This is a genomic window from Flavobacterium sp., from assembly GCF_043779715.1.
GTDB lineage: Bacteria > Bacteroidota > Bacteroidia > Flavobacteriales > Flavobacteriaceae > Flavobacterium.
The window spans coordinates 1-19,728 of sequence record NZ_JAYWDT010000093.1; the positions used below are offsets into that span (position 1 = coordinate 1).

The window sequence follows — 19,728 nt, forward strand, 5'->3', positions numbered from 1 at the left end:
ATGAAGCCTTAGATTTTAAGCCTTTTGGCGGATATGAATTGTTTTTAAAAAATGATGAATCTACTTATAATGAGTGTTTACAAAAATTACCTTTCATCAATGATATTTTAAAACCAATTTTTAGAACTGACGTTTTTGAAAAGAATATAGATAGATTTGGTTTTAATAACATACAAGAATATACCATTTTCAATCCGTTTGAAGCCCAAATAGATACTGGAAATATGATGCAAGCTTTATTGAAAAAAGCGCAATCAAATGGAATTTTAATTTTGAATAACCAGACTGTTTCTAACTTTCATGACAATGCAAATGTTGTAGAAATTCAAGTAAACGATTTTACTTTTAATACAAAAAAACTACTTTTTGCTACCAATGGTTTTGCCGGACAGTTAACAAACAATGAAGTAAAACCAGCCAGAGCACAGGTTTTAATCACAGAACCTATTCCGAATTTAAATATAAAAGGCACTTTTCATTTAGACAAAGGTTATTATTATTTCAGAAATATACATGATCGAATATTGTTTGGAGGTGGCAGAAACCTTGATTTTGAAGGAGAAAACACTTCGGAATTTGGTCAAACAGAAATCATACAAAACAAACTAGAAGAGATTCTAAAAACTGTAATTTTGCCCAATACCGATTTCAAAATTGCACACCGTTGGTCTGGAATTATGGGTTTAGGCAATAGCAAAAGACCAATCGTAGAGCCATTGTCAGAAAATGTATATTGTGGTGTGAGATTGGGCGGCATGGGCATAGCCATAGGAAGTTTAGTAGGACAAGAATTAGCAGATTTAATATAATGGCAACAAAAAAAGTAGCAAAACCAAAAGCAAAACCAGCTCCTAAAAAAGTAAAAACTAGTTTTGGGAGTAAAGTAAAAAGTTTTATATTCAAATTTATCATGTGGTTCGTAGGACTTTCTGTGCTTACGGTTATCATTTTTAGATTTGTGCCTGTTTTTTACACACCACTTATGATAATTCGAGCATTCGAACATAACGAAGCCGGAAAAGACATGGTTTGCAGTCACGAGTGGGTTCCGCTTGAGGATATTTCTCTCAATTTGCCCAAAGCGGTTGTGGCGAGCGAAGATGGTCGTTTCTTAAAACACAATGGTTTCGATTTTAGTGCAATGAACAAAGCTTTCAATAGTAATTTGAAAGGAAAAAAACTAAAAGGCGGTAGTACAATTTCGCAACAAACGGCAAAAAATGTTTTCTTGTGGCAAGGGCGAAGCTATTTAAGAAAAGGATTGGAAGCTTATTTTACAATACTAATCGAGCTTTTTTGGGGCAAAGAACGCATCATGGAAGTATACCTAAACAGTATCGAAATGGGCGATGGTGTATATGGTGCTGAAGCCGCAAGTAAACACTGGTTTCACAAAAGTGCAAAGAATTTAACCAAATACGAAGCTGCATCTATAGCAGCAATTTTGCCAAATCCTAGAAAATATAAAGCAACCAATTCTTCAGCTTATGTCGAAAGAAGAAAGAATAAAACCTTACGAGTTATGAAATCAGTTGGGAAATTGGAATATTAAAAATTTGGCTACATTTTTGATAAACAATTTAAGAAAACCACCAACTTTTCTAAATTTATAACTATGAAAAAATTATTCGTTTGCCTCTCTATTTTATTTTTTGCTGTTTCTTGTAAAGACGTCGCTGCCGAAGCTAGTCCAAGTACTATTGTCATGGACAAAATGGCGGAAGCTCCAATTACGGAAGAATCCGCTCCAGTAATGGAAGACGAAGCTGCCGTTGGAGTGGAGTCTATGGACTTAAATAAACCTAAAACACAAACAGAAGCTAAAATAATAAAAACTGGAAATCTTCGTTTCGAGAGTTCAAATTTAGAAAGTTCATTTCAAACCGTTCAAAAAGCAGTAGCAAAACACAAAGCCATCATTCAAAATGACAATTCTGGAAAAGATGATTATTCGGTTTATCGAAATTTTACTATTAGAATTCCAAATCAAGATTTTGATGCTTTTATAAACGAAATAAGTCAAGGTGTTTCTCATTTTGATAAAAAAGAAATTTCTCAGCAAGACGTAACCGAAGAATATGTAGATGTAGAAGCTAGAATGAATGCTAAAAAGAAACTCGAAGCACGTTATATTCAATTGCTAACAAAAGCAAATAAAGTTTCCGAAATGTTAGAAATTGAAAAACAACTAGCCGAAATTCGTGAAGAAATAGAAGCAAAAGAAGGTCAGCTAAAATACATGCAGAATCAGATTTCTATGAGTACAGTTTCTATAGAAATGTACACCAATAATCCTTCCGAAAGTGGCGTTACAGTTTCTTATGGTGGCAAAATATGGAACGAAATAAAATCAGGCTTCAACGGATTGTCAAGTTTCTTACTCGGAATTATCAGCATTTGGCCTTTTATCATTATTTTCGTAGTACTATTTATCTTTATCAAACGAAGATTTAAGAAAAAAACACAATAAAAAATGATTTCACTTTTCAAAAAAAAATATATATTTCCAGCAATAGCAAGTGCATTTTTATTTGTTGGAGTAAGTTTTAAAGAAGATTTTTTCGAAATTGCCAAACAAATAGAAATCTTCACCACATTGTTCAAAAACCTCAATATGAACTATGTTGACGAGACCAATCCTGGCGAATTGATGGATAAGGCGATAAAAAGCATGTTGGTGCAACTGGATCCGTACACCAACTATTTTAACGAGCAAGATGTTGTAAAAGCCAAGATAAACAACACGGGCGAATACACGGGAATTGGTGCGATATTAACCAGAAAAGATGGAAGGCTTATTGTTCGTGAACCTTACAAAAACTATCCTGCGGACAAAGCTGGACTAAAAGCTGGCGACGAAATAATCCAAATTGGTGATGTGAATTTAATCGATTTCAAAGATGATGCAACACAGTTATTAAAAGGAGGAAAAAACGCGAAAATCGATTTAAAATACAAACGAAATGGCGAAATAAAAACCACGCAACTCGTTCTGGAAGAAGTAGATATTAAAGCCGTACCCTTTTTTGGAAAAATAGACAACAAAACTGGTTACATTGTTTTAGAAAAATTTAATGCAAAAGCATCGTCAGAAACAAAAGAAGCATTAGAAAAACTTAAGGAACAAGGGGCCACACAAATTATTCTAGATTTACGAGGAAATCCAGGTGGCTTGCTATCCGAAGCGGTAAATGTTTGTAACTTATTTGTACCCAATAACGAAATTATTGTAACCACAAAATCGCATATTGCCAAGCACAACAATACTTATAAAACATCGAAAAATCCCCTAGATTTAGACATTCCGTTGGCCATATTAGTTGATGGTCATAGTGCTTCGGCAAGCGAAATTGTTTCTGGCGCTTTACAAGATTTAGACCGAGCCGTTATTATAGGTTCGAGAAGTTTTGGTAAAGGATTGGTGCAACGTTATGTCGATTTAACTTACGGAACCCAACTAAAAGTGACTATTTCTAGGTATTATACGCCTTCCGGCAGATGTATTCAAGCTTTAGATTACACAAAAAAAGATGCCAACGGCAAAGCCATTCGTACCGAAGCCAAAAATTATAATGCTTTTAAAACCAGAAAAGGTCGTCCCGTTTTTGACGGCGGTGGTGTTTTTCCGGATATCGAATTAGAAGAAACCAAGACCAATACCATTATTGAAGCTTTGGTAAGAAATGATGCGATTTTTAATTTTGTAACCCAATATTGTATTAAAAATCCAAATTTAGGCAACAAAATGCCAATGCTTACTGATACTGATTTTGTAGAATTCAAGAAATTCCTAAAATCTCAAAACTTTTCTTTTGATACAAAAACCGATTTGGCACTCAAAGATATGCTCGAAGAAGCTAAAAAAGAAAAAATAGACACTGCAATAAAATTGCAATATGACACTTTATTAGCTTCGCTTCAAAAAGCAGAAGACCTAGAAGTAGACAAAAGCAAACCCCAAATATTAGACTTATTGCGTGACGAAATTATAGTTAGAAACCAATATAAAGAAGGATTATATATTTATTATACCAAGAGTAATTCTGAGATAAAAAAAGCAACACAATTGCTGAATAATATGGTTGAATATAATAGAATATTAAAAAAATAGGTTGAGAATTAGACCAATTTTTAGTTATGTGACATTTTAAGAACGATCGTGCAAACATGAAACAGATGACAAAATTCACAGACTTCAAAACATTTAACCAATACATAGGTGCTGCACAACCATTAGACAATGATATTGACATGGGCTATTATGATCCTCTCAATATGCTCTTGAAATCAGAACCTGTGATGATTGACTTCTACATAGTTTCTTTTAAGGTAAATTTCACGGATAGAACAGCAATTGATCCAAAACCTAAAACAGCCGTATTTTTAAACAGTCCTGAGATGTCTTTTGAGTGGAATGTAGAACCTGATTTTAGCGGGATGTACATTCATATTTCAAAAAAAATTATAGAAGAGAATCGGTTTTTGTTTAAAAACTATCTGGATTACGGACAACACGAAGCCTTATTTTTAACAGAAAGTGAACTAAAGGAAATTAGCACTTTATTCAATATGATGATCAATTATTATCATGAGGATAAAAAAAATTTCTCCGTCTTACTTCCTTATGTAAACGTGCTGCTTTCTTTGGTAGAAGCATTTTATAAAAGACAATTTTCTGCCAACACAAAACAATACAACCAGATTGTGATCGACTTTCAACAAAGTTTGAACGACTACTACAATCAACCTATGAATCAAACACCAAATGTTCAGTATTTTGCAGATAAACTAGGACTGACGCCCAATTATTTTGGCGATATCATCAAACACTTTACCAAGAAATCTGCCATTGAAAATATTCACGAGTTTGTGATAAAAAAAGCCAAAGAACTATTAGAGAAAAAGCCAAAGATGAAAAGCGTAGAAGTGGCTTACGAATTGGGGTTTGAATATCCCAATTACTTTACTAAATTTTTCAGGAAAAATGTAAATCTTACACCCAAAGAATATCAGATGGAAGTAAATAAAAAATTGATTTCAAAAACGTCTTAAAATTTTTTTTTCGTAATCAGTAATAAGTTTCCTTTTTTGCAGTACTATGTTTCCTGTCGTCGTTACACGAAGTTTTAATTTTGTACGATTAATTAAAAGACAAATTAAAAATGATAGAAAAAAAGAAAGTATTGCTCATCAATACACATTTAACGTACAAAAATTGGTCGGAAGGAACTTTAAACAATTCATTTATTCAGAAGGCGAAAGAGTTTTTCGAATCAAAAAAGTTTGAAGTTTTATATACTAAAATTGAAGACGGATACAATCCTGAAGAAGAAGTAGAAAAGCATTTGCAGGCAGACATCGTAATTTTACAAACACCTTTAAATTGGTTTGGTGCACCGTGGATTCACAAAAAATATGTAGATGAAGTTTTTAATGTTGGTTTGGCTAATAAAACATTCCTTGCCAATGATGGAAGATCAAAAGAAAATCCAGGACAATACGGCTCAGGCGGATATTTGTTAGGAAAAAAGTTTATGGTTTGTGGTACTTGGAATGCGCCAAAAGAAGCTTTTGGCAACATAGAACAAAAATTATTCAGAGGTAAAACAACAGAAGATTTATTTTCACATCTTACCAGCAGTTACCGATTTTGTGGCTGTGACATTGTACCCGACTATAATTCTTTTGACATATTTAGAAGTAAAACTATGCCAGAAGACCTTGAAAATTATCCAAAACATTTGGCAGAAGTTTTTGGCTTGTAATTTACAAAGCAAAAAAGTTTAAAAACAGAAAAGAGGCTGTTCCAAAATATCGGAACAGCCTCTTTTTTAATGTATTGTAAATTTTTATTTAGCGTGATACACTTTACTTACAATTTTCCATTTGTCGCCATCTTTTACCATTGCAAACATATCGGCAAATTTCGCAGTTCCGAATTGCGATTCAATTCTAACGGTAGCAACGTCTTCGGCAATATTTATGGAGGTCAATTCATAACTTGATTCCAAAGCACCTTGGTCGAAAAAATCGTACAAAGCCTGAATTGGACTACTTTTTAATTTACCGTTTTCTACCCACGACACAGTTGCTGTTGTAACAAATGCTTCTTTTGCTATTTTGCCATCGCCTTTGTTTCCAGCTTCTATGTACAAATCTATTGCTTGTAGAATACCTTTTTTTTGTTCTTCTGTAACTTGCATATTTTTCTCGTTTTTAATTTGATTGTTTGTAACTTGTTTTTCAGTATTACTATTGTTGCAAGATAAAAATGCAAAAGGTAACAATGAAAGTATTAAAATTGTTTTTTTCATTTCTTTAGATTTTATTTTTATGCTACAAAGGTAAAAACAGAGAAAAAAAGCAAGGGAAACATTTTACTTAAAAAAATGAAACATATTACTGATTAGTTTGCTTTTTAATGTAGTTTTGACACAAAGCTGACGAGAAAAAAACGGCAGCTAACAGGCGTTTGGCAAGATTGCGAATTTTGTAGTAAATTCACGTTTACATTTCGCAAGAAATTTTATCTTTAACAGAAAATAACCCGATAGCGCATTCTATGATAAAAAACAAATGAAAATATAAAACTAATTTGTGATAAAAAACAACATGCGACACTTTCTATTTTTACTTCTTTTCCTTTCTTTTTCTGAGGCAATAATGGCTCAAGAAGAAATTATTCATTCGGTTTATTTCGATTTTGATAAATTTAAACTCGACGAAAAACAAGCAACTGAAACCGTCAATTTTATAAAAAATATCGATTCTATTCGAATTGAATCAGTTCAAATTTTTGGTTATTGCGATGATCGTGGTAAAGAATCATATAATTTTAAATTATCTAATAATCGGGCTTCTGTCATTCAGAAAAAACTAGTCGCGAGCGGTATTAAAAACAAAATTATTGTCACCATCGAAGGCAAAGGTCGCGTCATGATTGATGATGATATTATAGAAAATCTTCCCGAAGTTCGCTCTAAAAATCGTCGTGTCGATGTGGTTATAAACATGAAACCATTACCGAAAATTCAGATGCCGGGCATGTTCGATATGGTGCAGAAAAAACATATTATTGGCGACAGGATATTTTTAGGTGATGTTCTTTTCCAAAAAGGAAGTAGCAAACTGACTGTTAATGCAAAAAATGATTTAGAAAAAATTGCAAAAGCATTACTTAAATACAAAAATTTACAATTCGAGATTCAAGGACATGTTTGTTGCACACCACCTTACCAGAAAGAAGCAATAGACAGAGATACTAGAAAAAGAGAACTTTCTTCCAATAGAGCCAAGGTTGTTTATAATTTTTTTGTGGTTAAAAAAATCGACAAAAAAAGAATGATTTATAAAGGCTACGGTACTGCAAAACCTTTAGGAAAAGAACCACAGTATGACCGCAGAGTCGAGCTTGTGATTACAAAGATTTAATGTTTTTTCATCTCGATATGTTCAATATCATCTTCTAAATACATTTCGGAAGTTTTAGTAAAACCATGACTTTCGTAGAATTTTTGTAAATACATTTGGGCAGAAATTGTGATTTTACTTTTATTAAAATATTGTTTTATTCCAGCAATAGCTTCAATCATAAGGTTGTTTCCCCATTTCTTATCACGGAATTTTTGTGCTACAATAACACGTCCTATCGATGCGTTGTCAAAATAATCACCCGCATCAAATAATCGGCAATATGCCACCAATTCGTTATTGTAATAACCCATAACATGTAATGCTTTCTGATCTTTGTTGTCTATATCTTGATAAACGCAGTTTTGCTCAACTATAAAGACTTCACTTCTCAATCTTAGTATTTCGTATAATTCTTGAGGAGAAAGTTCTTTAAAAGGCTTTATTTTGAATGATAATGACATGATGAGATTTGTTTACTACAAATATAACAAAAAAGGGAATCTCACGATTCCCTTTTTTTATGCTTTTATTTTAAGTTTCATTCCTGGTTGCAGGTTTTCGTCTTTAATATCATTCAGCTTTTTAATATCGGCAACTGTAGTATGATGCTTTTGAGAAATGCTAAACAACGAATCTCCTTTTTGCACTACATATAATTTTTGTTCTTGATATTTGTCTTTTTTCTTAGTGTCTTTTTTAGAAACTTCAGCAATAACACCTGCTATTTTTTCAATTTTAAGCTTCTCTCCTGCTCTTACAACATTGTTGTCTAAGTTATTCCATGATTTTAAATCATCAACGGTAACGTTATTGTTTTTAGCAATTAATGAAATATTATCTCCTTTTTTGATAGTATAAAAAGTAGTTTCGGTACTTGATTTTGCTTCTTCATCTGCAATAGCAATATCTGGAGCATTAGAAAGTTTTAGTTTGTCACCCAATTTTATATTTCCGTCTTTTAGATTGTTCCATTTTTTTAAATCGGTAACATACAATCTGTGTTCTTTTGCTATGCTGGTTAAGTTTTCTCCTTGTTTTACAATATGTTCCTTAACAACGACTGGTTTTTCTGTTATAAGTTCTGTTTTTACTGCTTTTTCTTTTTTAGAAACTGGTTTGTCAAGAACAACAACTGCTTTATCATCAGTCAATTCAACTTTATCTTCTAAAATAGTTTTTGGTTTTTTAACTTTCTGAACCACTGCAATTCTCTCTTCAGTAATAATTTTTAAACTTTTACCTTGTTGAACTTTATTGCTTTTTAGGTGATTCCATTTTTTTAAATCCGACAAGGCAACATTGTATTTGTCAGCAATATCGCTTAGATTATCACCTCTTTTTACTTTATGAAATTTAGTTTTAGAAACATCTTTCATAATGGTTTTTGTTTCTACCAAAGCTTCGTCTATATTTTCATTTCCAGAAATAGAATCTTTAACAATCTTAACTTTCGGTTTTGCAACAAAAGGTCTTTCTCTGTTTTTCTCCTGATAATCTACATAAGCATACATCTTGTCTTCATTTGAAGCAAAAATGGCGATTTTATCTTTTGGTAAACACAAAAAGTGAGTTTCGTTCGTCACATACGGAATGACTTTCATTTTGTATGAAGGATTTAGGAACTCTATTTGTGCTTCTGGCATATCTAACAATGCCGAAATTTGTTTGAACGACATTTTATTTTTTATAGCAATCGTATCGGTAGCAAAATGGTTTACAGCTGTTTTGTCTGGCACAATTCCGTGTTCTTTATGGTATTCGAAAATATACATCGTGGCTAGAAACATAGGAACATAAGCTGCTGTTTCTTTTGGCAAAAACTTCTTGATGTTCCAGAAATTTTGATGTCCGCCTGAACGACGAATCGCTTTGGTAACATTACCTGCTCCTGAATTATATGAAGCCAATACCAATTCCCAATCGCCAAAAATTTTATACATATTCATCATGTAACGTGCTGCGGCATCACTTGCTTTTAATGCATCGCTACGTTCGTCTACATAAGAATTTACATTTAGTTTGTATTGTTTTCCGGTTTCGTACATAAACTGCCACAAACCTGTTGCACCCATACGAGAAACAGCTTTTGGGTTTAATGCAGATTCGACAATCGCCAAATATTTTATTTCTAACGGCACATTATATCTTGCCATGGCTTCTTCGAACATTGGGAAATAGTATTGAGAAATTCCCATTAGTCGCTCATAAGAACGTTTTCTGTTTTTAAGAAATGATTTGATGATGTTTTCTAAACCAACATTATATTCGATATTAAAAGGCGATTTCTCGTCCATTAATCTCAATCTTTCTTTTAAAAGTTCTGTTGGCAATTCGAAATCGACTGTTTTGTCTAAATCAAGATTTTTTATATCCGAAAATAATTGCTGAGAAATATCTTCATTTATCAATTCCTTAAAACATTTTTCATCTACGCAAGTAGACATTTCGTCTACCACATAAGTGGTTTTTAACGAGTCTAAAAAGGATAGTCTTAGCTCTGGTTTTTTTACAGAATCATGTAAAACAATATCTTGAGCGAATATATTTGTAGCTGAAAACAGGAGTAGTAAAAAAGCAAATTTCTTATTCATCATAACAGTAGGGGTTATAAAGTGTTATATTTCAATGTGTTGCGACTAGGTGCAAACATAAAGTCTTAAAACGTAAAAAAGGCAAAAAAATTGTTAAAGTTGTATTTTTTAGTCTAAAATAGCTGCAATTCCTGGCAAAACTCTTCCTTCTAACATTTCTAACATGGCGCCACCACCTGTAGAAACATAACTCATTTTGTCTTCAAGTCCAAATTGTTTTACTGCTGCAACACTATCACCACCCCCAACAAGTGAAAAGGCACCGTTTTGAGTTGCTTCGGCAATAAAATTTCCTAATTGAATGGTTCCGTTAGCAAAATTTGGCATTTCGAAAACGCCTAATGGTCCGTTCCAAAGTATGGTTTTTGATGCTAATATTACTTTTTCGATGCTTTCTAATGATTTTGGTCCAGCATCAAGTCCTTGCCAACCGTCCGGAATTTCGTTTATATTGATAATTTTGGTTTCTGCTTCATTAGAAAATGAGTTGGCAGCAATAACATCGACAGGAAGATGAATTTGTACATTCTTTTCTTTCGCCAAACGCAAAATTTCTAAGGCCAATTCCATTTTATCATCTTCACAAAGTGAATTTCCTATTTTTCCGCCCAATGCTTTTATGAATGTAAAAGTCATTCCGCCGCCAATAATCATGTGATCTACTTTGTCCAGAATATTCTCGATTACTGTAATTTTTGATGAAACTTTACTTCCTCCCAAAACTGCTGTAACTGGTTTTTCACTATTTTTTAGTACTTTATTTAAACTTTCTATTTCTTTGGCTAAAAGAGCTCCGAAACATTTATGATCAGGGAAAAACTGTCCAATTATGGTGGTCGAAGCGTGTGCTCTGTGCGCTGTCCCGAAGGCATCATTCACATAAATATCTCCTAGTTTTGCAAGTTTTTTAGAAAATTCGATATCGCCAGCTTCTTCTTCATCATGAAAACGAAGGTTCTCTAGTAATAAAACTTCGCCTGGTTTTAAATTTGATGCTGCATTTTCTGCTTCTTCACCTATACAATTTGAAGAAAATTGAACTGAAACTCCTAAGATTTCTGAAACTTTAGCAACAATATGTTTTAATGAAAATTGAGCTTGAACACCTTTTGGTCTTCCTAAATGTGACATTAATATTACGCTTCCACCATCGGCAAGAACTTTATCTATTGTCGACTTTGCGGCTTCAATACGAGTTGCATCGGTAATATGAAAGCTTTCGTTTAAGGGAACATTAAAATCCACTCTTATTAAAGCCTTTTTATTATGGAAATTGAAGTCGTAAATAGTTTTCATTCTTTTATAGTGTTAACGTTATTTTTATCAAATTTTAAACCATTAAGATTTTAAGTTTCATTAAGTTTATTACTTAACTTTCTTAAAATCTTAATGGTTTAATTTTATTTTAAATATTTTAAAAATCTAATCGTCATTATTCTCTTTTTGTGTACAAGGACAATTACTTGCTTTTTGTAAGAAATCGAAACCTAATGTTACCATGTGTGTTCCTGAGTTATAGGCTGACAATTCGTTTAGTGTTAACTGATAAGAATAGCCCATATAAAAGCCTCCTTTTTTGATACCTAACATTGGTCCCACAGTAAGTGGTTTCATAGGTTGGTCATTAAGAAAACGATAAGTAGCACCTACCCAGAAATATCCTGTTCGTTGGTTGTCTAAATATCTTAGTTTGACATTCAAATCGGTGCTAGAACGTCCGTCACTTTGAAAATATTGAAAAAATGCAGATGGTTCGATTTCTGTTCTGCTGTCTCTGTTTCCTCTAAACGTATATCCTGTGTATAGTTGGTAATTTCTTAACAAATTAGGTTCTAGATTTATTGGTGAGGATTTGAACTTTTCAATATTTTTATTTAACAAGTTGGCTGTACTAAAAGCGGCATAAAAAGCTTTTCGTCTGTATAACAAACTGACATCAAAATTATCATTACCTGTATACCTGTCGTTTAGGACTAAAGGATTGTAATCTAAATTTTGTGTGTCTATTTTAAAACTATTAAAGTTATAAGAAATACCAAAAGACAGATATTGTTTCGAATAGTAATCTAAGATAATATGGTGTGCAAACGAAAGTTTTAGACCTGTTTGTCTTGTATTTCCGTTCTTATCATTGTATAAAGAAAGTCCAATTCCAGACTGATTGGCAATCCTAAAATCGGCATATAATCCCTGATTTCTAGGGGCGTCTTTTATACCAACCCATTGGGCAAAACCGTTTAGTCTTATCCTGAAATTATCTCCTATTCCTGCATAAACTGGTGCGATAACAAAAGGGTTGTCCGCCAGATATTGTGTTGCTGGCGGAACATTTAACTCTTGTGCAAAATTCTTTGTAAACGATAGTAAAACAATCGCAATCAGGAACTTTTTCATTTTAAATATTTTATTTATTGACGTTGTCATAGTTCTTGAATTAAAATTATCTGTACAATGTAAAGTGACCTACAAATTCCTCGGCGTTGCTTTCGTCAACTTTTACAACATACCAGTAATCTCCTGATGGTAATTCTTGTCCGTTATATTTACCGTACCATTGTTGTCCTTCTGGTAATTCCGCTATTAAACGACCATATCTATCATAAATTCTAGTCATTAAATTAGGATAGTTAGATGTATTTAATGGAGACCATCCTCCACCATCACCTGGTGTGTAAACATTGATAATTTTTATTGGTATGAACGTTTTTGGGAACAACTTTTCATCATAACATCCGTCACTATCGGTAACTCTAACCGTATAAACGCCTGTTTCAGTTATAATATAGCTATTGGTACCATTATCATATCCATTGAAAGTATATGAATTTCCGCCTGATCCTCCTGTTGAAGTGGCAACAATTTCATTAAGACCTCCATTGCTTACTGTTAGCACTATTGGTCCAACTACAGTAAAGTTAACTCTATGGATACAACCAGCAACATTAACATCAACATAATGTGCTCCAGGCGTAAGTCCGGTATATGTACTTATTGAATTATATGGTAATGCACCATCTAAACTATAAGTAGCTACTTGACCAGCTGGTGTACTGTTAACATTAACAGTATACTGACGTGCATTCAAAATACATTCAGAGTCTACTGTAGGAGCAAAATTCGCAGGTCTGTTTAAAACAACGATTATATTCTCGGTACAATTGTTATTGTCTCTAATATAAACCGTATGTGTACCTCCGTTAAGCACTGTAAAACTAAATACTGTTTGTCCAACTGCTCCTAAAGTAAATGGTCCTGTACTGCTATCTAGACTAACACTGTATTGAGGAGTACCTCCTGCGACAGTAATGCTGAAAGAAGCTGTGTCACCCAAACATAGTGCTTGTACAACGCTTGGACCGTTAAGTGTTGGAGTTATTGGCTCTGGTCGTGTAATAACTAAATTTCTTAATTCATCGCTACAACCCAATGGTCCATTTTGCAATAGAATAGAATACCAATCAGAATACACAACTGGTATTACTCCCGGAGGAGAAGAAACCGTATTAGGCATTAGATTAGATATTGTAGCATACCACACCAATGGGTCAAACGGGGTAACTGGATTAGTTACAGGTGGTGTTTGAGTAACTGGCAACTGTATAGTTTGTGTGTTATAAACAGGTGGTATAGCCGTTGATGTTGTAATAACATACGTTAATGGCCCTACATAACCTGTGATTCTTAGCACAATTTGACCATCTCTGTTTCCAAAACAAGTAGCTCCTGATATTGAAAAAGGTGTGACATCAAAAGCAACTGCAGGTTGCGTGATTGTTACAGGGATAAATTGTGTATTACAGTCGCCGCTAACCACATCAACTTGGTAATTACCTGCAAATAAACCTGTAAAAATACCTGTTGCATTTGTTGTTACTGCTCCTGTTCCTGTATTTGTTAATGTATAAACGTAATTACCTAAACCACCTTGAGCTGAAACATTTATTGCACCAGTACTATCACCAAAACAATTTACCGTGGTATTTGTTGTTGATAATAAAGTTAAACTTAATGGATCTGGAGCAGTAATTGTCACATCTCCAGAAACCAAGCTCTTACAACCATTTGTATCTTGAATGTAATAGCTGTACGTTCCGGCATTTAATCCTGTTATAAGTATTGATGGGTTGAATGAACCAATAAATGAACCTGCAATTCCTGTTGCACTATAACTATACGGAGGTGTTCCTCCAGAACCAGTTAAAGTAACTGATGCACTACCTGGTGTACAAGTTAAAATACTAGTTTGTGTCAAGCTTGCTCTTACAACTGGTGGTTGCGTAATAGCCACTGGGAAATTATTAAAACAATTCCAGCCGTCTCTTATTTCAACATCATAATTTCCTACTGGAATACCTGAAACACTCACCGAACCACTAGCTGGTAAAGGGAATGGCCCTGAAGCTATTGTTGAAGGCAATGGTCCTTTTATCGTATAAGTATAATTACTTCCTTGTCCACCGGTCACATTCGAGATATTAATAGATGTTGTATCTCCAAAACAAGCAAGGTTAGCCGTTGTTGCTGTAACAGTTGCTCCTATTGTAGTTGGATTTGTTAGTGTAACATTCATTTGAACTATACAACCTCGAACATCTCTTGCATAAACAGTATATGTAGCTTGTGTTAATCCTGTAAAGTTTGGATTAGAGCTATAAGGCGTAATAATCGCAGCACCTATCTGAAGTTGGAATTCGTAAGGAGCTCCCCAACCACCAATAGCTGATGCTGTAATAGTTCCGTCGTTATTCCCTGTAACACAAGTTATAGGTGAGCTTGTTGCAGAAACCGATAATGCGCTTGTTGGTCCAGAAATTGTAAAATTCTGTGTCACCGAACATCTTGGCGAATTAACTAAAGTAACATTTGCTGTATATATTCCCGAAGGCAATCCAGAAATAGTTATTGGTCCTGCACTAGCGCTAACTCCTGAAGTAACTGTTGCTCCTAAACTATCTAAAATTGTATAATTAAATGGCCCAGCATCATTTGTTGGTGTTACATCATTATCTATGATTGTAATGTTTGCACTTCCGTTATTATCTGCAATACAAGTAACATCAACTATACTATTAATTAATAAAGAGAATGTATTTGGATTGAAAACATAATGTATTGTTTGTACGCTACATCCTGTTATTGGATTTAACACTGTGATTAGGTAATCTCCAATTGTCAATCCAGTAAATGTTGGTGAGTTTTGTGTAACATTATACGGAATTGCATTTGTTGGATATCCCGTAACAGTGTAACTGAAAACTGGAGGTGCTCCACCAGCAACAGTAACTGAGATCGTAATTTGTTCGTTTGTAGTACAAGTAATTGGACTATCTACAACAACTGTAGGATTACTTATCGATATATAAGGATTTATTACTGCAGTAGTCGTTCCTAAACAACCTTTATTATCAAAAACATTGATAGTATAAGTACCTCCAGCAGCATTTGCTGTAGAATACGTATTGCTAGATCCACTTTGTTGTATAATCCCACCCAATATAAATTGATAGTTTGTATAAACTCCTGAACCACCTGTAACACCCGTTACTGTAATAGTAGCAACGTTTACGGCATTTGTTCCTGCAGCACAAGCAAATTGTGTAATTGTCGTTGCTGGCACAAGTATCGGATTAGGCGTCCCTACAATAACATTGTTATCTATTAACTGACAACCTCTACCTGAAATTACTTGAACAGTATAAGTTCCTGTTGGCAATCCTGTAAACACATTCGTTGTTTGAACAGGAGTAGTAACTGGCCCAGCAGTAATTTGATAAGTATAAATTGGATCGTTATTTCCCGCTCCTAAATTTACAGTAATTGTACCATCTGTTCCTCCGCTACAACTTACATTTGTAGGCATAGCGGTAAATGTTACCGGTGTAGCAGCGCTTAGTGTTACTGATACGTTTTTAGTACAAGTTGTTAAAACATCTGTAACGGTTATTGTATAGATTCCTGAAGGCACATTTGAAAACACATTACCAACTAAAGTAATTCCTACTGGATTAGGTGCAATAGAATAGTTATACGTACCAGAACCTCCAACAGTATTTACTGTTATACTACCATCATTATTTGCACAACTTGGTAAAGCCGTAATTGAAGGGTTAACTCCAATTGGTGGATATACTGTAATTGAAGCACTAGCAGTACAACCGTTTTTATCTTTAATCGTTACTGTATAAACACCTGAAGCAGAAACAGTAAATGTTCCACTATTTTGGAATCCAGCACCTATAGAATAAGTTAATGGTGCTAATCCTGTTCCTGTTGCTGTAAATGTATATGATGTTCCTGTAGACGTACATTGATCAGAAGCAAAAGTTGGCAATGTAACTGTAGGCAGTACATCAGTAGCAATAGTTACATCAATAAATGTGAAGCAACCATTAGCATCTTTTACGTAAACATCCCATTGTGTATTTGTCGCTGGATTTAATACAGCTGTATTAGATGCTGTATAATCTGCTAATACTGGTATAAATCCGTTTTGAACAAATGCATAAGTGTAAGCAGGTGTTCCTCCAGAACCAATAACGGTAACTTGAGCTCCTGAATTACAATTTGCATTAACATTAGATGCTAAACTCAATGAAACTTGAGATGGTGAAGCTACTGTTACAACATTCGAAATTTTAACACAGAAAGGACTCGCAGTTTCTGTAACTTGAACAGTATAATTTCCTGCTAGTAAACCTGATATCACTAGTGGATTTACAGCAGTGTTTCCTACTCCACTTACAAGCGGTAAACTTCCTAAAACAGTATAGGAATAAGCTCCTGTATAACCAGTAACATTAATACTAATTGCTCCATTATTACTTCCAAAGCATGTAACTGGTGTAGTTGCTGTTGCAACAACATCAATTGTGTTATAAGGTGCAACTGTATAAGCTAAAGTTGCAAAATAACAACCTGTAGTAACATCATTTACTTGGAAGAAATAAGTTCCAGGTGCAGAAATATTAAACTGATTGGTAACACCAACTTGAGTCACATTTGCAGCTCCCAAAGGTAATGTTTGGTAAGTGAAATTTCCTGAACCTCCCGTTACATTAATTGTAACTAATTCTGGATTAGTACAAGTTATTGCTATTGTTTGTGTAACAGTTGCCGCTGTAATAGCTGGTAAAGGCGTTATAATTATAACTTCAGTATCTATACAACCTTTAAAATCTTTTACATAAACTGTAATATTTTGAACAGCTCCTGTATTAATAATATTAAAAGTATTAGTAGCAAAATAATTTACTCCATTTATACTATAAGTATAAGCTGGTGTTCCCCCAGATCCATTTACAGTAAGTACTGAAACATTTACAGAATTATTTGCCGCACACGTAAATGGTGTTGCTGATGCAGATGCTACAACTGGTGTTGGTGTTCCTACAATAACATTGTTATCTATTAATGTACAACCTCTACCAGAATTTACCTGAACCGTATAAGTTCCTGCTGGTAATCCTGTAAATACATTCGATGTTTGTGGTCCAACTACAATTGGAGCATTTATTTGATATGTGTAAGGAGGATTATCGCTTGCTCCTGTTAAGTTAATCGTAATTGTTCCATCCGTTCCTCCATTACATGTTACACTTGTAGGTACAGCTGTAAATGTTACTGGTGTTGGTAAAGTAAGACAGAATGGAGTATTAGCACTACAACCTGTAGCTGAATCTGTTACTCTAATGATATAACATCCTGCTGGTTGCCCTACAAAAACATTACTTACTTGCGGTCCTGTAATTACAACTGAACCACTTGTTAATAAAGTATAAGTATAATTTGCTGGTGCAGAACCACCAGATGCGCTTGCTGTAATTGTACCATTGTTGTTAAAACAAGTTGGTTGAGTTGTAAATACAGCCGAAACAATTAATGGTGTTAATATTGTTACCGAAACTGTATTTCCGCAACCATTTCTATCTCTTACTTGTACTGTATGCACACCTGAGGACAATCCTGAAATGGTAAACGGTGTTGTATTGGCTACAAAAGCACCACCATCTATACTAAAAGTATAAGGCGCCATACCTGCTGTAGGCATAGTCACGTTTATTTGGTAAGTACCTTGAGCCACGCATGCATTTACTAATGTAGCTGCAATAACTGGCGAAGGATCTAAACCAATAACAACTGTTACCGATCTAATACAACCAAAAGCATCTTTTACATACACATCATAATTACCACTCTCTCCATTAAAAGGATTAGTAGCAACCCATCCAGGTGAAGCTGCTGTTGGAGCAACACTTGGTGATGGTAAATATTGATATGTATATGGTCCTGTCCCTCCTGAAGCATTAGCAGCTATTTGACCTGCATTTACAACACAATTATCATTTGTTGTGGTTGCTGATAATGCTAAATTTGTTGACGATTGTACAATGGTAAAATTAGCAGAAGTCACACCACAACCAGAAATTGGGCCACCTATTTCAGTAAATTGGATATTATAAGTTCCGGGTGCCAATGGTCCTGTCGTAAAAGGAAACATTATAAAAGGAGCGGTAAGTGTTCCATCCGTGGCGGCACCTACTGGCAAGTTATTTGAAGCATAATGAACACTATAATTAATAGATGTTGTTCCTGCGTTTATTCCTGTCAAACTAAATGTTACTGATCCGTTATTTCCACCTATACATGGCACTGGATTAGCAACCAAAGGTGTTACATTAATAGTAGAACTAGTAGCGGTAGGAGCGGTCATTTGTTCAAAATAATAACATCCTGTTGTTGTATCTCTTACAACAATTGTAAATATTGCACCTGGTGTAAGACCTGTAAATAAATGTGTAAATGGTGGGCTACTAGCTGGCACAAATACATTTGGAAATACAACATATGGTATTGTTGTTGAATTGTATATTCCAAATTCGAAAGGACCTACTCCTAAAGCTCCAACTAAGGTTACCGTAACTGACGATCCCGAAGCACAAGTACCTCCAAGGGGATTAACAACAAATGTTAAATCATTCGGAGGATTAGACATTACTAAATTAGATTTTACAATCGTACAACCATTAGCATCAGTAACGCTTAAATCATACAATCCAAAATCAATATTTGTAAAACAGTGATTTACTGCCACTGCCGTTACAAAAGTCTGTACTGGAGTACCACCTGTTAAATCGACTAAGGTATAAGTGTAAGGTGCTATCCCGCCTGTTAATGAATTTACACAAATAGAACCTAAAGTGTATGGAGGTATTCCAACACTACATGTAATAGGATTTACTATTGCTGTATAAGCAATTTGTGCTGGTTGTGTTATAGTAACACTTCCATTAAAAGTACAGCTTTTACTATCTCTTACAACATAAGGATATGTTCCAGCTGCTAATCCTGAATAAGTAAATGTAGAACTAAATCCTAAACCATTAAAATTTACTTGATAAGGTGCAACACCACCAGATGGTGTAATAGTTACTGTTCCAGCAGCATCTCCAAAACAAAGATTATTTGTTTGTGTATGCGTAGCTGCAACTGGGATAAGAGCATTTACAGTATGAACAATAGATTGTGCTGTACAACCTCTTGAATCAGTAACTTGAAACTGATATGTTCCTGCAACTGATGTTGAATAAGTAAATGGTGATGTAGTTGCTCCAAGATTTGTGAAAGCACCAGCATTAAAACTTACTTGATAAGTAAATGGTGAATAACCTCCAACTATTGTTCCTGTAATAACAGCATTAGGTGAAGCAGTACAATCTAAATCTTT

13 protein-coding genes are annotated in these 19,728 nt (G+C 34.1%); 7 read left to right on the plus strand and 6 right to left on the minus strand.

The genetic code is table 11. The annotated features are described in order from the left end of the window. From ACH2BG_RS04670 to ACH2BG_RS04695, 6 genes are all read left to right on the plus strand, one after another. Window positions 1–809, plus strand: an 809-nt coding sequence (locus ACH2BG_RS04670) for an NAD(P)/FAD-dependent oxidoreductase (protein ID WP_395046559.1), incomplete at its 5' end; no start/stop codon positions are given. After that, window positions 809–1,552: a monofunctional biosynthetic peptidoglycan transglycosylase gene (gene mtgA / locus ACH2BG_RS04675; RefSeq protein ID WP_395046560.1), complete on the plus strand. Its 744-nt coding sequence runs from the start codon at window positions 809–811 to the stop codon at window positions 1,550–1,552. The genes ACH2BG_RS04670 and mtgA, both read left to right, overlap by 1 nt. Before the next feature lie 63 nt (window positions 1,553–1,615). Beyond that, entirely contained in the window at window positions 1,616–2,470 is an 855-nt protein-coding gene (locus ACH2BG_RS04680; RefSeq protein WP_395046561.1) for a DUF4349 domain-containing protein, read from the plus strand. 3 nt (window positions 2,471–2,473) lie between these two features. Next, complete coding sequence (locus ACH2BG_RS04685) at window positions 2,474–4,111, plus strand: S41 family peptidase (protein WP_395046562.1); 1,638 nt, start codon at window positions 2,474–2,476, stop codon at window positions 4,109–4,111. Between the two features lie 65 nt (window positions 4,112–4,176). Then, complete coding sequence (locus ACH2BG_RS04690) at window positions 4,177–5,052, plus strand: helix-turn-helix domain-containing protein (RefSeq protein ID WP_395046563.1); 876 nt, start codon at window positions 4,177–4,179, stop codon at window positions 5,050–5,052. A gap of 110 nt (window positions 5,053–5,162) precedes the next feature. Next, entirely contained in the window at window positions 5,163–5,765 is a 603-nt protein-coding gene (locus ACH2BG_RS04695; RefSeq protein ID WP_395046564.1) for an NAD(P)H-dependent oxidoreductase, read from the plus strand. Window positions 5,766–5,849: 84 nt separating this feature from the next. Here ACH2BG_RS04695 and ACH2BG_RS04700 read toward each other — a convergent pair whose 3' ends face one another. Beyond that, on the minus strand, window positions 5,850–6,314 hold the full coding sequence (locus tag ACH2BG_RS04700; RefSeq protein ID WP_395046565.1) for a nuclear transport factor 2 family protein: 465 nt from the start codon (window positions 6,312–6,314) through the stop codon (window positions 5,850–5,852). Between the two features lie 298 nt (window positions 6,315–6,612). Here ACH2BG_RS04700 and ACH2BG_RS04705 point away from each other — a divergent pair, with 298 nt between their 5' ends. Then, the gene (locus ACH2BG_RS04705) at window positions 6,613–7,431 is read left to right on the plus strand and encodes an OmpA family protein (protein WP_395046566.1); all 819 of its coding nucleotides are present in this window, start codon (window positions 6,613–6,615) and stop codon (window positions 7,429–7,431) included. Here the strand turns inward: ACH2BG_RS04705 and ACH2BG_RS04710 are convergent. From ACH2BG_RS04710 to ACH2BG_RS04730, 5 genes are all read right to left on the minus strand, one after another. Then, complete coding sequence (locus ACH2BG_RS04710) at window positions 7,428–7,874, minus strand: GNAT family N-acetyltransferase (protein WP_395046567.1); 447 nt, start codon at window positions 7,872–7,874, stop codon at window positions 7,428–7,430. The genes ACH2BG_RS04705 and ACH2BG_RS04710 overlap by 4 nt on opposite strands. A 57-nt stretch (window positions 7,875–7,931) precedes the next feature. Next, complete coding sequence (locus ACH2BG_RS04715; protein WP_395046568.1) at window positions 7,932–10,007, minus strand: LysM peptidoglycan-binding domain-containing protein; 2,076 nt, start codon at window positions 10,005–10,007, stop codon at window positions 7,932–7,934. Window positions 10,008–10,112: 105 nt separating this feature from the next. After that, window positions 10,113–11,300 carry a phosphoglycerate kinase gene (locus ACH2BG_RS04720; protein WP_395046569.1) on the minus strand — a complete coding sequence of 396 codons (1,188 nt, stop codon included), beginning with the start codon at window positions 11,298–11,300 and terminating at the stop codon, window positions 10,113–10,115. A gap of 126 nt (window positions 11,301–11,426) precedes the next feature. Then, on the minus strand, window positions 11,427–12,398 hold the full coding sequence (locus tag ACH2BG_RS04725; protein WP_395046570.1) for a type IX secretion system membrane protein PorP/SprF: 972 nt from the start codon (window positions 12,396–12,398) through the stop codon (window positions 11,427–11,429). Between the two features lie 46 nt (window positions 12,399–12,444). Next, window positions 12,445–19,728 (minus strand): T9SS type B sorting domain-containing protein (locus ACH2BG_RS04730; protein ID WP_395046571.1); only part of this gene is annotated, 7,284 nt, incomplete at its 5' end.

Coding starts and splice junctions, on each gene's coding strand:
- mtgA (WP_395046560.1), top strand. CDS start 809: ATGGCAACAAAAAAAGTAGCAAAACCAAAAGCAAAACCAGCTCCTAAA.
- ACH2BG_RS04680 (WP_395046561.1), top strand. CDS start 1,616: ATGAAAAAATTATTCGTTTGCCTCTCTATTTTATTTTTTGCTGTTTCT.
- ACH2BG_RS04685 (WP_395046562.1), top strand. CDS start 2,474: ATGATTTCACTTTTCAAAAAAAAATATATATTTCCAGCAATAGCAAGT.
- ACH2BG_RS04690 (WP_395046563.1), top strand. CDS start 4,177: ATGACAAAATTCACAGACTTCAAAACATTTAACCAATACATAGGTGCT.
- ACH2BG_RS04695 (WP_395046564.1), top strand. CDS start 5,163: ATGATAGAAAAAAAGAAAGTATTGCTCATCAATACACATTTAACGTAC.
- ACH2BG_RS04700 (WP_395046565.1), bottom strand. CDS start 6,314: ATGAAAAAAACAATTTTAATACTTTCATTGTTACCTTTTGCATTTTTA.
- ACH2BG_RS04705 (WP_395046566.1), top strand. CDS start 6,613: ATGCGACACTTTCTATTTTTACTTCTTTTCCTTTCTTTTTCTGAGGCA.
- ACH2BG_RS04710 (WP_395046567.1), bottom strand. CDS start 7,874: ATGTCATTATCATTCAAAATAAAGCCTTTTAAAGAACTTTCTCCTCAA.
- ACH2BG_RS04715 (WP_395046568.1), bottom strand. CDS start 10,007: ATGATGAATAAGAAATTTGCTTTTTTACTACTCCTGTTTTCAGCTACA.
- ACH2BG_RS04720 (WP_395046569.1), bottom strand. CDS start 11,300: ATGAAAACTATTTACGACTTCAATTTCCATAATAAAAAGGCTTTAATA.
- ACH2BG_RS04725 (WP_395046570.1), bottom strand. CDS start 12,398: ATGAAAAAGTTCCTGATTGCGATTGTTTTACTATCGTTTACAAAGAAT.